11 protein-coding genes, 5 tRNA genes and 3 pseudogenes are annotated in these 14,515 nt (G+C 65.3%); all 19 read left to right on the top strand.

Going from position 1 to position 14,515, the window contains the following annotated elements; genetic code table 11:
* Nucleotides 1-343 precede the first annotated feature (343 nt).
* Nucleotides 344-1,414: pseudogene (gene cysS / locus BQ7388_RS07340) on the top strand (cysteine--tRNA ligase); the annotation flags it as partial.
* A 44-nt stretch (nt 1,415-1,458) separates the two neighbouring features.
* Entirely contained in the window at nt 1,459-2,088 is a 630-nt protein-coding gene (gene rlmB, locus BQ7388_RS07335) for a 23S rRNA (guanosine(2251)-2'-O)-methyltransferase RlmB (protein WP_083558317.1), read from the top strand.
* The gene (locus tag BQ7388_RS07330; protein WP_072500138.1) at nt 2,081-2,617 is read left to right on the top strand and encodes an NYN domain-containing protein; all 537 of its coding nucleotides are present in this window, start codon (nt 2,081-2,083) and stop codon (nt 2,615-2,617) included. The genes rlmB and BQ7388_RS07330 overlap by 8 nt, the downstream gene beginning before the upstream one ends.
* A gap of 69 nt (nt 2,618-2,686) precedes the next feature.
* Nucleotides 2,687-2,762, top strand: a tRNA-Thr gene (locus BQ7388_RS07325).
* 270 nt (nt 2,763-3,032) lie between these two features.
* Nucleotides 3,033-3,116, top strand: a tRNA-Tyr gene (locus BQ7388_RS07320).
* A 6-nt stretch (nt 3,117-3,122) separates the two neighbouring features.
* A tRNA-Thr gene (locus BQ7388_RS07315) sits at nt 3,123-3,198 on the top strand.
* A gap of 16 nt (nt 3,199-3,214) precedes the next feature.
* Nucleotides 3,215-3,291: transfer RNA gene (locus BQ7388_RS07310), tRNA-Met, on the top strand.
* Between the two features lie 80 nt (nt 3,292-3,371).
* Nucleotides 3,372-4,577: an elongation factor Tu gene (gene tuf, locus BQ7388_RS07305; RefSeq protein ID WP_009278395.1), complete on the top strand. Its 1,206-nt coding sequence runs from the start codon at nt 3,372-3,374 to the stop codon at nt 4,575-4,577.
* Nucleotides 4,578-4,812: 235 nt separating this feature from the next.
* Nucleotides 4,813-4,962: a 50S ribosomal protein L33 gene (rpmG, locus tag BQ7388_RS07300; protein WP_009278396.1), complete on the top strand. Its 150-nt coding sequence runs from the start codon at nt 4,813-4,815 to the stop codon at nt 4,960-4,962.
* Nucleotides 4,963-4,976: 14 nt separating this feature from the next.
* Nucleotides 4,977-5,052, top strand: a tRNA-Trp gene (locus BQ7388_RS07295).
* A gap of 78 nt (nt 5,053-5,130) precedes the next feature.
* Nucleotides 5,131-5,502, top strand: coding sequence for a preprotein translocase subunit SecE (gene secE / locus BQ7388_RS07290; protein ID WP_062531613.1), 372 nt, complete (start codon nt 5,131-5,133; stop codon nt 5,500-5,502).
* A gap of 3 nt (nt 5,503-5,505) precedes the next feature.
* Nucleotides 5,506-6,051, top strand: coding sequence for a transcription termination/antitermination protein NusG (gene nusG / locus BQ7388_RS07285; RefSeq protein ID WP_009278398.1), 546 nt, complete (start codon nt 5,506-5,508; stop codon nt 6,049-6,051).
* 90 nt (nt 6,052-6,141) lie between these two features.
* Nucleotides 6,142-6,570 (top strand): 50S ribosomal protein L11, encoded by a 429-nt coding sequence (gene rplK, locus BQ7388_RS07280; protein ID WP_062531614.1) that lies wholly within the window; start codon nt 6,142-6,144, stop codon nt 6,568-6,570.
* A gap of 65 nt (nt 6,571-6,635) precedes the next feature.
* Nucleotides 6,636-7,340, top strand: coding sequence for a 50S ribosomal protein L1 (rplA, locus tag BQ7388_RS07275; RefSeq protein WP_009278400.1), 705 nt, complete (start codon nt 6,636-6,638; stop codon nt 7,338-7,340).
* 328 nt (nt 7,341-7,668) lie between these two features.
* Nucleotides 7,669-8,190 carry a 50S ribosomal protein L10 gene (gene rplJ / locus BQ7388_RS07270; RefSeq protein ID WP_072500137.1) on the top strand — a complete coding sequence of 174 codons (522 nt, stop codon included), beginning with the start codon at nt 7,669-7,671 and terminating at the stop codon, nt 8,188-8,190.
* Nucleotides 8,191-8,253: 63 nt separating this feature from the next.
* Nucleotides 8,254-8,628: a 50S ribosomal protein L7/L12 gene (gene rplL, locus BQ7388_RS07265; RefSeq protein WP_009278402.1), complete on the top strand. Its 375-nt coding sequence runs from the start codon at nt 8,254-8,256 to the stop codon at nt 8,626-8,628.
* 723 nt (nt 8,629-9,351) lie between these two features.
* Complete coding sequence (rpoB, locus tag BQ7388_RS07260) at nt 9,352-12,816, top strand: DNA-directed RNA polymerase subunit beta (protein WP_232202823.1); 3,465 nt, start codon at nt 9,352-9,354, stop codon at nt 12,814-12,816.
* A 5-nt stretch (nt 12,817-12,821) separates the two neighbouring features.
* Nucleotides 12,822-13,862 (top strand): annotated as a pseudogene (locus tag BQ7388_RS13615) (DNA-directed RNA polymerase subunit beta'); the annotation flags it as partial.
* Nucleotides 13,863-14,515 (top strand): annotated as a pseudogene (locus BQ7388_RS13610) (DNA-directed RNA polymerase subunit beta); the annotation flags it as partial.

Below are 14,515 nucleotides of genomic sequence, written 5' to 3'. Positions count from 1 at the left end.
AGGTCATATTGCCCCCCCGCACGCTAAAGGTCGAGCTGGCAACGATGCCGAGGCGTCGCACGCGGCAGCAGGGCGGGGGTCCGCGGCCGCGAGAAGGGACCCGCGGTCGCAGGAGCCTTGATGTGGGTGGTTTCGGGTCGGCTCCAGGTGAGAAAACCACCCACATCGGGGCTGTGGCGGCGACCCGACCACCCACTTCGGGCCCCTCGCGGCAGGCGCGCCGGGCCATGTGCCAGGGGGCCTTCTCGCGTTCTCGGCGTCCCGTGCGCCGCGATGGGTATAGCATCTTGCGCAACGACGTCTCGTCATCACGCACTGACCCCCGCGCAAGGAGAAGCCAGCGATGCTCATATATAACAGCCAGAACCACCGCAAGCAGGAGTTCGAGCCCCTCGAGCCCGGCAAGGTCCGCATGTACGTCTGCGGCCCCACGGTCTATGACCAGATTCACATCGGCAACGGGCGCACGTTCCTCTCGTTCGACGTGATTCGCCGCTACCTGCAGTACAAGGGCTACGAGGTCACCTTCGCCCAGAACCTGACCGACGTGGACGACAAGATCATCAACCGCGCCAACGAGCAGGGGCGCAGTGCCGCCGAGGTGGCGGAGGAGTTCAGCGCCGCCTTCATCGAGCAGATGCATCGCTTCGGCATCCTCGATCCCGACATCCGCCCCCGCGCCACGCGCGAGATCGAGGCCATGCAGGACATGATCGAGGTCCTGATCGAGAAGGGCAACGCCTACGTCGCCCCCAACGGCGACGTCTACTTCTCGGTCCGCTCCGACCACGACTACGGCGTGCTGAGCGGCCGCGAGCTCGACCAGATGCGCGCCGGCGAGCGCGTCGAGGTCAACGACATGAAGCGCGACCCCTTCGACTTCGCCCTCTGGAAGGCCGCCAAGCCCGGCGAGCCCAGCTGGCCGAGCCCCTGGGGCGAGGGTCGTCCCGGCTGGCATACCGAGTGCTGTGCCATGATTCACCGCTACCTGGGCACGCCCATCGACATCCACGGCGGTGGCGCCGACCTCGTCTTCCCCCATCACGAGAACGAGACTGCCCAGGCCATGTGCGCCTGGGGCGAGCCTCTCGCCAAGACATGGATGCATGCGGGCATGCTCCGCGTCGACGGGGAGAAGATGTCCAAGAGCCTGGGCAACTTCTACACGCTCAAGGAGGTCCTGGACAAGTATCCCGCAGATGCCGTGCGCCTGCTTATGCTCCAGACCCACTACCGTGCACCGCTCGACTTCTCGTTCGAGCGCCTCGAGGGCGCGGTGGGCACCCTGGGCCGCCTGGCCAGCTGCGTCAAGAACCTCCGCTGGGCGGCGGGCAACGCGCCCCTCGACGGAGAGCTCAACGAGCTCGACCGTAGCCTCTCGGCCGCGACCAAGGAGGCCGAGGCGGAGTTCGTGGNAGCGCGGGGAGCGACGGCGCGGACCCGACTCTCGCCTCGCTCGTGGGCAGGCTCGCCGACGCCGGCGTCCCGGTCCAGACGGTTCCGCGCGCCAAACTCGACGCCATCAGCTCGCATGGTGCCCACCAGGGCATAGCCGTGCAGGTGAGACCCTATACGTATGCCAGCCTCGAGGACGTGGTCGAGGCCTCCGGCCAGGGTCCCGCCCTGGTGCTGGTGCTCGACCACGTGACCGACGAGGGCAACTTCGGCGCCATAGTCCGCTCCGCAGAGGTCGTCGGCGCCGCGGGCGTCGTCATCCCCAAGGTGCGCTCGGCTGGCGTGGGCGTGGGCGCCTACAAGACCTCCGCCGGGGCTGCCCTGCACCTGCCCATCGCACAGGTGCCCAACCTCGCCACAGCCCTCGATCGCCTCAAGGGGGCGGGCTTCTGGGTCGCGGGTGGCACCGAGCATGCCGAGCAGGACCTCTGGCACGCGCCCCTCGAGGGGAGGCTCGCCCTAGTCGTGGGCTCGGAAGGGGATGGCATCTCCCGTCTGGTACGTGAGAAGTGCGACTTCGAGTGTCGCCTGCCGCAGCGCGGGCGGGTCGAGTCGCTCAACGTGGCCCAGGCCACGACCGCCCTCTGCTACGAGTGGCTGCGACGGACCATGGCGGGAGAGGCGGATGAGTAGGCCCTCCGAGTTCCTGGTGGTCGACGGCTACAACGTCATCTTCAAGTCCAGCCGCTACATGGCCGTCGTGGACGAGACCGCAGGGGAAGGCGATCCCTTCGACCGCGCCCGCGAGCTTCTCATAGCTGACGTGGCCGCCTACGCCCAGGGGAGCTACGACGCCGTCGTGGTCTTCGACGCGGCGGGCAACGTCTCTCCCGACCGCCCCAACCTGGGCAAGGCCGGGATCCGCGTGATGTTCTCGCAGGCGGGCGAGTCCGCCGACTCCGTCATCGAGCGACTGGTCACGAGCGCGCGCCTGCAGCCTCGCGAAGTCACGGTCATCACCTCCGACAACACGATTCGTGCGACGGTGGGCGGGGTTCCCGTCACCAGAATCTCGAGTGACGTGCTGGTGGCCAACGTCGCCCACATGAACGCGGACATCGGGCGCGAGCTCGCCGACCGCACCCATGCCAAGCTCACGCTCGAGGACCGCCTCGACGCCAGGACGCGCGCGAGGCTCGACGAGCTGCTGGGGAGGTCGTAGCCCCTCTCGCCCCGCCCTCGGCCGCGCAGGCCCACGCCGGGTCGCGCTTTCGCTATCATCTATGCGCACGCTGGTGTAGCTCAGTTGGTAGAGCCCTAGTCTTGTAAACTAGTCGTCGCCGGTTCGAGCCCGGCCACCAGCTCCACGCGCGCGCGGGCCCGCCCATTCGGACGGGCCCCCTTCATGCGTCGGGCCCGATGCGACGGGGCAAAAAAATATCTGTCCCACCACCAGTCATGCGTGCCGGAATCCCCCACAAAAATGGCTTTCGGCAAAACGTTTGTGCAGGATTCGTGCGTGAGATACGCCCGGGTGCGTGGATTAGAGCATATTCCGTTGACAACGCTTTTTTGGCGTCGTAATATCACTTCCGCTTGCAGGGGGTAACCCAGGCAGGCGGCTTGAAAATTGGAATGGGGATGTGGCACAGCGGCAACTGCGGCGGACTGTAAATCCGCTCCCTCTGGGTTCCCTGGTTCGAGTCCAGGCATCCCCACCATTCCAAGCCCGTGTAGCTCAGTCGGTAGAGCACTTCGTTGGTAACGAAGAGGTCACCGGTTCGAATCCGGTCGCGGGCTCCATTTCAAGCAGGCACCTGCCGGTGTAGCTCAGCTGGTTAGAGCACGCGGCTCATACCCGCGATGTCACTGGTTCGAATCCAGTCACCGGTACCAGAATTCTTACGGGGCTTCGGCCCCGTTTGAAGTATAAAAGCAGCAAAGGCCGTAAGGGTTGTTTCTAAAGGAGGACGGCAATGGCCAAGCAGAAGTTCGATCGTAGCAAGCCGCACGTAAACATCGGTACCATTGGTCACGTCGACCACGGCAAGACCACGCTGACCGCGGCCATCACCAAGGTCCTCTCCGAGACCGAGGGCTGCAAGGCCGACTACACCGCCTTCGAGAACATCGACAAGGCACCCGAGGAGCGCCAGCGCGGCATCACCATCTCCGTCGCCCACGTCGAGTACGAGACCTGGGAGCGCCACTACGCCCACGTCGACTGCCCCGGCCACGCCGACTACGTCAAGAACATGATCTCTGGTGCCGCCCAGATGGACGGCGCGATTCTCGTCATCGCCGCCACCGACGGCCCCATGGCCCAGACCCGCGAGCACATCCTCCTCGCCCGTCAGGTCGGCGTGCCCTACATCATCGTCTTCCTGAACAAGTGCGACATGGTCGACGACGACGAGCTCATCGACCTCGTCGAGATGGAGACCCGCGACCTCCTCTCCGAGTACGACTTCCCCGGAGACGACCTCCCCATCATCCGCGGCTCCGCGCTGGGCGCCCTCAACGGCGAGCAGAAGTGGGTCGACTCCGTGGTGGAGCTCATGCACCAGGTCGACTCCTACATCCCCACGCCCGCCCGTGACAACGAGAAGCCCTTCCTGATGGCCATCGAGGACGTCATGACCATCTCCGGCCGCGGCACCGTCGCCACCGGTCGTGTCGAGCGCGGCGAGCTCAAGCTCAACGACCAGGTCGAGATCGTCGGTATCAAGGAGACCCAGACCTCCGTCGCCACCGGCATCGAGATGTTCCGCAAGACCATGGACTTCTGCGAGGCTGGCGACAACGTGGGCATCCTGCTCCGCGGCGTCAAGCGCGAGGACATCCAGCGCGGTCAGGTCCTCTGCAAGCCCGGCTCGGTGACCCCCCACAAGAAGTTCACCGGCGAGATCTACGTCCTCACCAAGGAGGAGGGTGGCCGTCACACCCCGTTCTTCTCCGGCTATCGTCCCCAGTTCTACTTCCGCACCACTGACGTGACGGGCGACATCCAGGAGCTCACCGACGCCAACGGCGCCAAGGTCGAGATGGCCATGCCTGGCGACCACGTGACCGTCACCTGCGAGCTCATTCACCCCATCGCCATGGAGCAGGGCCTCAAGTTCGCAATCCGCGAGGGCGGCCACACCGTCGGCGACGGCCGTGTCTCCACGATCGTCGAGTAGCTAGGCCTCCTAGTCTCTAGAACGTCCTTTGGGCCCGGTGCCCTCCTCGGAGGGTGCCGGGCCCTTCTCTGTCCCTGGGCCGAGCGCCAGGCGAGAGCAGCCCCACTTTTGGTGGTTTTGTTGAGGCCAGGCGCGAAGAGCAAAATAGTTGACAGAATCGGCTGACGGATAGTAACGTATTCCATCGCGTCGCCATCGAGATAGTCTCGAAGGCGGCTGTCCTACAGGAGGATCTATGCGCACAATGGTTACCCTCGCATGCACCGAGTGCAAGCGTCGCAACTACACCACCGACAAGAACAAGTCCAACACTCCCGATCGCATGGAGTTGAAGAAGTATTGCCCGTGGTGCCACAAGCATACCCTTCACAGGGAGACTCGCTAAAATAGAGTCGACATAGGCCAGTAGCTCCAATGGTAGAGCGGCGGTCTCCAAAACCGTTTGTTGAGGGTTCGAGTCCTTCCTGGCCTGCCAGCTAACACCACCGGCTTTCCTCCTCGGAGGTTAGCCGGTTTCTATGAGAAGGGGCATTTGCCCCAGAGGGGTTTGAGGATGGCAAAGAAAGAGCGTCAGAAGAGGAGCGCACGCCAGGCACGCCAGCAGGAGCGTGCCGAGCGCGAGGCCGCAAGGGCCTCGGCCTCCGCCGAGGATGCCAAGTCGACTTCCAAGAAGTCCGGCCAGTCCTCCAACCTGTCTTCGTCCAAGGCGTCGAAGCCGGCCAAGGCCAAGAAGAGGTCCAGGCTCCGGAGCTACCTCTCTGACGTCAAGACCGAGATGCGCCGCGTCGTGTGGCCGAGCAAGCCCGAGCTCAAGAGCTACTCCGTCGCGGTCATCGTGATGCTGATCGTCTTCGGCATCCTGGTCTGGCTCGTGGACACCGGCTTCGTCGCCCTTCTCGTCGGCTTCACCGGACTGAGGGGGTAGGGCATGGCTAAGCGCTGGTACGTCGTTCACACCTATTCGGGCTACGAGAACAAGGTCAAGACCGACCTCGAGCACCGCATCGAGACCTACGGCCTCGAGGACCAGATCGTCGACATCCAGATTCCCACCGAGCAGGTGACCGAAATCAAGGACGGCGGCAAGAGGGAGACCAAGGAGAACAAGGTCTTCCCCGGCTATGTCCTCGTCCGCATGGAGGTGGACGACAACTCCTGGGCCGTCGTCCGCAACACCCCCGGCGTCACGGGCTTCGTCGGCATCGACGGCAAGCCCACGCCCCTGCGCCGCAGCGAGTTCAACAAGATCATGCGCCGCACCAACCCGCGCGGCGCGCAGGAGGTCCCGAAGCACACCACCACGAACCTCGAGCCCGGCATGGCCGTCAAGGTCGTCAACGGCCCGCTCGCAGACTTCGACGGACAGGTGGCCGAGGTCATGCCCGAGGCCGGCAAGGTCAAGGTCATGCTCGCGATCTTTGGCCGCGAGACCTCCGTCGAGCTCACCCTGGACCAGGTCGTCACCATCGCCTAGATTTCCCTTCGACCCCGGTATCGGTGAGGATTGCTTCTCGGGGCCGGAACTAGATATGCCGCACGCACACGTCGAACGCAGGAGACAGAGATGCCCAAGAAGAAGGTCACTCGCTTCATCAAGCTTCAGATTCCCGCCGGCCAGGCCAACCCCGCGCCTCCGGTAGGCCCCGCCCTCAGTGCCGCCCAGGTCAACATCATGCAGTTCTGCCAGGCCTTCAACGCGGCCACGCAGGACAAGGCCGGAGACATCATCCCCGTCGAGATCACCGTCTACGAGGACCGCTCCTTCGACTTCGTGACCAAGACCCCTCCCGCGGCCCAGCTCATCAAGAAGGAGCTCAAGCTCAAGAGCGGCTCCGGCGTCCCCCAGCGCGACAAGGTCGGTCAGCTCACCCAGGAGCAGCTCACCAAGATCGCCGAGATCAAGATGCCCGACCTCAACGCCAACGACATCGAGGCCGCCAAGGCCATCGTCGCCGGTACCGCCCGCTCCATGGGCGTCACCATCGCCGAGTAGCACGGGCTACCTGGCAACTACCACGTGGGAGGGCTCGCGCCCGCTTGACCACATAGGAGGAAAGCATGCCTAAGCACGGAAAGAACTACACGGGAGCCGCCGCCAAGGTCGAGGCCGGCAAGGCCTACGGCCCCAAGGAGGCCATGGCCCTCGTCAAGGAGCTCTCGACTGCCAAGTTCGACGAGACCGTCGAGGTCGCCGTCCGCCTGGGTGTCGACACCCGCAAGGCCGACCAGAACGTCCGCGGCTCCATCTCGCTGCCCAACGGCACGGGCAAGGACGTGCGCGTTGCCGTCTTCGCGGAGGGCGAGAAGGCGCGCGAGGCCGAGGCCGCCGGCGCAGACATCGTCGGCTCCGACGAGCTCGTCGCCGACATCCAGGCCGGCAACATCAATTTCGACGCAGTCATCGCCACGCCCAACCTCATGGGCAAGGTCGGTCGCCTGGGCCGCATCCTCGGCCCCCGCGGCCTGATGCCCAACCCCAAGCTGGGCACCGTGACCATGGACGTCGAGAAGATGGTCAAGGAGCTCAAGGCAGGCCGTGTCGAGTACCGCGCCGACCGCTACGGCATCTGCCACGTCCCCATGGGCAAGGTGTCCTTTACCGCCGAGGCGTTGGCCGAGAACTACGGGGCCCTGTACTCCGAGCTTCTCCGCGTCAAGCCCTCCACCGCCAAGGGTCGCTACGTCAAGAGCGTCGTCGTGTCCTCCACGATGGGCCCCGGCGTGAGGGTCGACTCCTCCGTCACGCGCGACTTCACCGCGTAGGCCGAGGCAAAGCCTGATTTGACGAAGCCCCATGGCAGCGGCCATGGGGCTTTCTTGTGAAGAGGGCCGTGCGGCACAGGTGAGCTTGACAGCCCGATTCTTGGGTGCAAGAATCTACAATGCTCGAAAGAGCAAACCATACATCGCACGTCCGCTGCCAAAGACAGTCGGTGCCGCAAGGCTCAAAGGGGAGACCCGCCTGCCGAGGTGGTCTAAAGAAACGTCTTCTTGGACCCCGCTTTGGCCGCGCGCCTAGCGGGGTCTTTCGCGTGAAGGCCCGCCCGTGTCGGCGGCTCGTGCCCTAGCGCGTTCCAAGGAGGTGTATTCAATGCCAGCACAGTCCAAGATCAACATGCTCGAGAAGGTCAACAAGTCTATCGAGGCGTCGAAGGGCGTCTTCTTCATCGACTATCGCGGCCTCTCAGTCAAGGAGACCCAGGAGCTGCGTCGCGCCCTGCGCGAGGCCGGTGCCACGATGAAGGTCTACAAGAACAGCATCGTGAGCATCGCCCTCAAGGAGGCCGACCTGCCCGACGTGAGCGAGAAGCTCGTCGGCACCTGCGCCTACGTCTTCTACGGGAACGACCCCGTCGATGCCGCAAAGGTCATCAAGAAGGAGGCCGAGGCACTCAAGAAGATCGAGTGGATCGGCGCCATCGCAGATGGCAAGGCGCTCGACGCCGACGAGGCCAAGGCCTACTCCGAGCTCGCCTCCCGCGAGGAGCTCATGGCCAAGCTCGTCTACGTGGTCGCCAGCCCGCTTTCGGGCATCGCCCAGGTTTGCGCCGGTCCCGCCCGTGGCCTCGCCACTGCGCTCCAGGCCGTCGTCGACCAGAAGAACGCCGCGTAAGCCCCATCGCACCAAGCAAAGGTCGCAGGGCACGCCCGTGCCCTCACACAAAGGAGAATTGACATGGCTGTCACCAAGGATGAGATCATCGAGGCCCTCAAGGAGATGCCCGCCCTCGAGCTTTCCGAGCTGGTTCACGAGCTGGAGGACGTCTTCGGCGTCTCCGCCGCCGCTCCCGTCGCCGTCGCCGCCGCCGCTCCCGCGGCTGCCGCCGAGGAGGAGGAGAAGACCAACTTCGACGTCGAGCTGACCTCCTTCGGCTCCAACAAGATTGCCGTCATCAAGGTCGTCCGCGCCCTCACCTCCCTTGGCCTGAAGGAGGCCAAGGAGGCCGTCGAGGGTGCCCCCAAGGTGCTCCTCGAGGGTGCCAAGAAGGAGGACGCCGAGGCCGCCAAGAAGCAGCTCGAGGAGGCCGGCGCCACCGTCACCCTGAAGTAACTGGGGTCTTGACACGCTAGCTCAGCGACTCAGGTCGCTCGGGGTCCGGGCATATGCCCGGACCCTTTTTCGTCCGAAGCGGGCGTCGCCCGTCCGCCACAACAGCGCGCGTGGACAATCTTTGCCGGCTGGCTGGGGCATCAACTGACGAAAGCGACGGAATGGAGAACGTCTCCGTGTCGGAATCGCCCGTTTTCTCGCCTGACGTATTCTTTCGTAACGCCGATGGCGCGAAAGTCCCAACGAGCCACCGGCAAGGAACGCGCGGCGAGCGGTTTCCTGGGGAAACCCGCCGAGAGCCGTTCCGTACGAGGCTCCCGCGAGCGAAAGCCTCTGGAGCAGACGAGAAAAGAACGTCGCCACCCTCTCGAGGCACAGACGGAGCCCCGTTCTTGCGCTCGTTCTTGTGCCTGTGGACAGAATCGCTCCCTCTAGGCGAGAAGACCGTCCACACCCACAAGATCGGGCAAGCCAACTCCAGGAGCCTCTCACGTCCCATCACAGCCGCTCCACAATTGCCGTGGCAAAACCGCAGGTAGTCGGAGCGTGGTTCTCCCATACAAAATAATGACGAATATGTCAAGGCTTTTCATTGACCAAATGGCAGCCCTTAGGTACTTTATTAGATTGCGACAACTGCCGCTATTTAACCGTTGAAGGAGGAAGTGCCTGGTGCCTACCGCAAAGTCTTCCCAAGCCGCACAGGCGGATCAGCGCGAGCGCATGAGCTTTAGCAAGATCCCCAGCGCTATGGAGCTGCCAAACCTCATCTCCGTGCAGAAGGAGTCGTTCGAGCGCTTTATGGGCGAGGGTCTCGCCGAGTCCTTTGCCGAGTTCTCTCCCATCGAGAACTCCGCGAAGACCATGGAGGTCTCCTTTGGTGACCACCAGTTCGGCGATGCCCCCAACAGCATGGCCGAGTGCCGCGCCAAGGACATCTCGTACCAGGCGCCCCTCTTCGTCGACGTGCGCTTCGTCAACAAGGAGACCGGCGAGATCAAGGAGCAGCTCGTCTTCATGGGCGACTTCCCGCTCATGACCGACCGCGGCACCTTCATCATCAACGGCACCGAGCGTGTCGTCGTCTCGCAGCTCGTGCGCTCGCCCGGCGTCTACTTCTCGTCCGAGCTGGACAACGGCGTCCAGGTGCATCACGTGCAGTTCATTCCCGCGCGCGGCGCTTGGCTCGAGTTCGAGATTGACAAGCACGGCCACCTCGTGGTCTCCATCGACCGCAAGCGCCGGCAGAGCGCCACGGTCCTCCTGCGCGCCCTGGGCATCGCCGAGTCCGACGACGAGATCATGAACCTCCTGGGCGACTCCGAGGTCGTCCGCTCCACCCTCGAGCGTGACGTCGCGACCACCCGCGACGACGCGCTGATCGAGATCTACCGCCGCCAGCGCCCCGGCGAGCCCCCCACCGTGGACTCCGCCCGCTCGCTGCTCGACAGTCTGTACTTCAACAACCAGCGCTACGACCTCGCGCGCGTGGGCCGCTACAAGATCAACAAGAAGCTCGGCCTCGAGATCGACGCCCAGCAGAAGGTCATCACCAGTGAGGACATCGTCAGCGCCCTACGCTACCTCCTCGCGCTGCACGAGGGTGACCCCACCAAGAAGCTGGACGACATCGACCACTTCGGCAACCGTCGCGTCCGCACCGTGGGCGAGCTGGTACAGAACCAGTTCCGCATCGGCATGAGCCGCATGGAGCGCGTCATCCGCGAGCGCATGGCCTCCCAGGACGCTGACGACATCACGCCCCAGTCGCTAATCAACATCCGCCCCATCGTCGCGGCCATCAAGGAGTTCTACGGCTCCTCCCAGCTGTCGCAGTTCATGGACCAGTCTAACCCCCTGGCCGGGCTTACCCACAAGAGGCGCCTCTCGGCCCTCGGCCCCGGCGGCCTTGCCGGCCACAAGTCCGGCTCCAGCCGCCGCACCAACGTGCCCACGGCCGTCCGCGACGTCCACAACTCGCACTACGCGCGCATGTGCCCCATCGAGACCCCCGAGGGCCCCAACATCGGCCTCATCGGCTCGTTGGCCCTCTTCGCCCACGTCAACGAGTACGGCTTCATCGAGTCGCCCTACCGCCGCGTCGTTGACGGAAAGGTGACCGACGAGGTCGACTGGATGACCGCCGACGAGGAGGAGCTCCACAACATCGCCCCCGCCGACGTGCCCGTGGACCCCAAGACAGGCAAGTTCGTGGCCGTCGACTCCAAGGGCAACATCTACGCGCCCGAGACCGTCGTCGCGCGCACCCGCAACTTCGACGGCTCCTTCGGCGCACCCGCCCAGATCGAGGTCTCGGCCGTCGACTACATGGACGTGTCGCCTCGCCAGATGCTCTCCGTCGCTGCCAACCTCATCCCCTTCCTCGAGCATGACGACGCCAAGCGAACCCTGATGGGTGCCAACATGCAGCGCCAGGCCGTGCCCCTGATCACCTGCAACGCCCCCCTCGTCGGCACCGGCCTCGAGGCCCGCGCCGCGCTCGACTCCGGCGAGCTCATCAGCGCCTCCCACGAGGGCGTCGTCACCGAGGTCGACGCCGCCCACGTGGTGGTCAACACCGAGAGGGGCCCCGAGCGCTACGACCTCCCCAAGTACCAGCGCTCCAACCAGAGCACCTGCAGCAACCACCGCCCGGTGGTCAAGGTGGGCCAGCACGTCGCCCAGGGCGAGCCCCTGACCGACGGCCCCTCCGTCGACCACGGCGAGCTTGCCCTCGGCGCCAACCTCACCGTGGCCTACATGCCGTGGGAGGGCTACAACTACGAGGACGGCATCATCGTCTCCGAGCGCGTCGTCCGCGACGACCTGCTGACCTCCGTCAACATCTCGCGCCACGAGATCGACGCCCGCGACACCAAGCTCGGTCCCGAGGAGATCACCCGCGAGGTCCCCAACCAGTCCGAGGAGATGCTCGCCAACCTAGACGATGACGGCATCATCCGCATTGGCGCCGAGGTCGGCCCCGGTGACATCCTGGTGGGCAAGGTCACCCCCAAGGGCGAGACGGCCCTCACCGCCGAGGAGAGGCTGCTCCGCGCCATCTTCGGCGCCAAGGCACACGACGTCCGCGACACCTCCCTCAAGATGCCCCACGGCGCCTATGGCCGCGTCGTCGACGTGGTGCGCTTCAGCCGCGAGGCGGGCGACGACCTCCCGCCAGGAGTCAACGAGCTCGTCCGCGTCTTCGTCGCCCAGCGCCGCAAGATCCAGCAGGGCGACAAGATTGCCGGCCGCCACGGCAACAAGGGCGTCGTCTGCAACGTCCTGCCCGTGGAGGACATGCCCTACATGACTGACGGCACCCCCGTCGACGTGCTCCTCGACCCCCTGGGCGTCCCCTCTCGTATGAACGTCGGCCAGCTGCTCGAGTGCCACCTCGGCTGGGCCGCCGCCCACGGCTGGGACACCGAGGACCCCGACTCGAAGAGGGTCGTCGAGGGCAACATGCGCGTCGCCACGCCCGTATTCGACGGCGCGACCGACGTCGAGGTCGCCGAGGCCCTGCGCCGCACCAACATCAACCTGGTCAACAAGGCCATGCGCGAGTACGGCAAGCACATGGACATAGACTTCGTCCCCCAGCTCAACGAGAAGGGCAAGACGACGCTCTACGACGGTCGCACCGGCGAGGCCTTCAAGAGCCCCATCACCGTGGGCACCTCCTACATCCTCAAGCTGGGCCACATGGTCGACGACAAGATCCACGCGCGCTCGACCGGCCCGTACTCCCTGGTCACCCAGCAGCCGCTGGGCGGCAAGGCCCAGTTCGGCGGCCAGCGCTTCGGCGAGATGGAGGTGTGGGCGCTCTATGCCTACGGCGCCTCCAACGTGCTGCACGAGCTCATGACCGTGAAGTCCGACGACACCAACGGCCGCGTCAAGACCTACGAGTCCATCGTCAAGGGCGAGAACGTCCCCAATCCGGACATCCCCGAGTCCTTCAAGGTCCTCGTCAAGGAGATTCGCTCCTTGGCCCTGGACATCGAGCCGATCACCTACAAGAAGGTCGGCGAGGACGAGGCCGGCGCGCAGGACGAAGCGACCGTCAGCCCCGTGGACGTCTTCGCGGGCGCCGAGAGCGCCGACGACCTGATCGGCGGCCTCTCCGCCGACCTCGACAAGGGCGAGGACGCGCTTGTCGGCGACATCACCAACGATAAGGAGTAGCGAACGTGGCAGATTTCGATACCACCGATTTCGACGCTATAAAGATCTCGCTCGCCTCCGCCGACGAGATTCGCAGCTGGTCGCACGGCGAGGTCAAGAAGCCCGAGACCATCAACTACCGCACCCTCAAGCCCGAGAAGGACGGCCTCTTCTGCGAGAAGATCTTCGGTCCCACCAAGGACTGGGAGTGCGCCTGCGGCAAGTACAAGGGCATCCGCTTCAAGGGCATCGTCTGCGAGCGCTGCGGCGTCGAGGTCACCAGCGCCAAGGTGCGACGCGAGCGCATGGGCCACATCGAGCTCGCCGCTCCCGTGAGCCACATCTGGTACTTCAAGAGTCCCACGAGCTTCCCCCTGGCCCGCCTGCTCGACATCAAGAGCAAGGACCTGGAGAAGATCCTGTACTTCGCGAGCTACGTCATCACCTCCATCGACGCCGAGGCCCGCGAGGCCGACGCCGACGAGCTGAAGGAGGAGCTGGCAGCGGACCTCGAGGAGCTCGACGCCGAGCGCGACGACGAGATAGAGCGCCTGAAGGCCCAGGGCGAGCCCTCCGAGGACGAGTTCAGCGACATCGAGCCGCTCTCGGCCGACGAGGTCCGCGCGGGCATCGCCGACCTCGAGGAGGAGTACGAGGAGGAGAAGCAGCTCCGTCGCGACGCCTACGAGCGCTTCATGCAGCTCCAGGAGCGCGAGCTCATCTCCGACGAGGGTCTCTTCACCGAGATGAAGCGCTACTACTCCATCTACTTCAAGGGCGGCATGGGCGCCGAGGCCGTGCGTGAGCTCCTGCGCTCCATCGACCTGCCCAAGGAGGCCGAGGAGCTGCGCGCCATCGTCGCCTCTCCCGACTCCCAGAAGCAGAAGAAGGAGAAGGCCGTCAAGCGCCTGGAGGTGGTCGACGCCTTCCTCAAGGGCAACAACGACCCCGCCAACATGATCCTGGACGTCGTGCCCGTGATTCCGCCCGACCTGCGCCCCATGGTGCAGCTCGACGGCGGCCGCTTTGCCGCGTCCGACCTCAACGACCTCTACCGTCGCGTCATCAANCTGGCCGGGCTTACCCACAAGAGGCGCCTCTCGGCCCTCGGCCCCGGCGGCCTTGCCGGCCACAAGTCCGGCTCCAGCCGCCGCACCAACGTGCCCACGGCCGTCCGCGACGTCCACAACTCGCACTACGCGCGCATGTGCCCCATCGAGACCCCCGAGGGCCCCAACATCGGCCTCATCGGCTCGTTGGCCCTCTTCGCCCACGTCAACGAGTACGGCTTCATCGAGTCGCCCTACCGCCGCGTCGTTGACGGAAAGGTGACCGACGAGGTCGACTGGATGACCGCCGACGAGGAGGAGCTCCACAACATCGCCCCCGCCGACGTGCCCGTGGACCCCAAGACAGGCAAGTTCGTGGCCGTCGACTCCAAGGGCAACATCTACGCGCCCGAGACCGTCGTCGCGCGCACCCGCAACTTCGACGGCTCCTTCGGCGCACCCGCCCAGATCGAGGTCTCGGCCGTCGACTACATGGACGTGTCGCCTCGCCAGATGCTCTCCGTCGCTGCCAACCTCATCCCCTTCCTCGAGCATGACGACGCCAAGCGAACCCTGATGGGTGCCAACATGCAGCGCCAGGCCGTGCCCCTGATCACCTGCAACGCCCCCCTCGTCGGCACCGGCCTCGAGGCCCGCGCCGCGCTCGACTC

This window comes from Olsenella phocaeensis (genome assembly GCF_900120385.1).
GTDB lineage: Bacteria > Actinomycetota > Coriobacteriia > Coriobacteriales > Atopobiaceae > Olsenella_I > Olsenella_I phocaeensis.
Note: the sequence above shows the minus strand (reverse complement) of the source record. Positions and strands in the feature narration are given on the sequence as shown.

Bases quoted from the DNA above. Each gene is read 5' to 3' on its own strand.
- rpmG (WP_009278396.1), top strand. From the start codon at position 4,813: ATGCGCACAATGGTTACCCTCGCATGCACCGAGTGCAAGCGTCGCAAC.
- BQ7388_RS07330 (WP_072500138.1), top strand. From the start codon at position 2,081: ATGAGTAGGCCCTCCGAGTTCCTGGTGGTCGACGGCTACAACGTCATC.
- tuf (WP_009278395.1), top strand. From the start codon at position 3,372: ATGGCCAAGCAGAAGTTCGATCGTAGCAAGCCGCACGTAAACATCGGT.
- secE (WP_062531613.1), top strand. From the start codon at position 5,131: ATGGCAAAGAAAGAGCGTCAGAAGAGGAGCGCACGCCAGGCACGCCAG.
- nusG (WP_009278398.1), top strand. From the start codon at position 5,506: ATGGCTAAGCGCTGGTACGTCGTTCACACCTATTCGGGCTACGAGAAC.
- rplL (WP_009278402.1), top strand. From the start codon at position 8,254: ATGGCTGTCACCAAGGATGAGATCATCGAGGCCCTCAAGGAGATGCCC.
- rplJ (WP_072500137.1), top strand. From the start codon at position 7,669: ATGCCAGCACAGTCCAAGATCAACATGCTCGAGAAGGTCAACAAGTCT.
- rplA (WP_009278400.1), top strand. From the start codon at position 6,636: ATGCCTAAGCACGGAAAGAACTACACGGGAGCCGCCGCCAAGGTCGAG.
- rplK (WP_062531614.1), top strand. From the start codon at position 6,142: ATGCCCAAGAAGAAGGTCACTCGCTTCATCAAGCTTCAGATTCCCGCC.
- rpoB (WP_232202823.1), top strand. From the start codon at position 9,352: ATGAGCTTTAGCAAGATCCCCAGCGCTATGGAGCTGCCAAACCTCATC.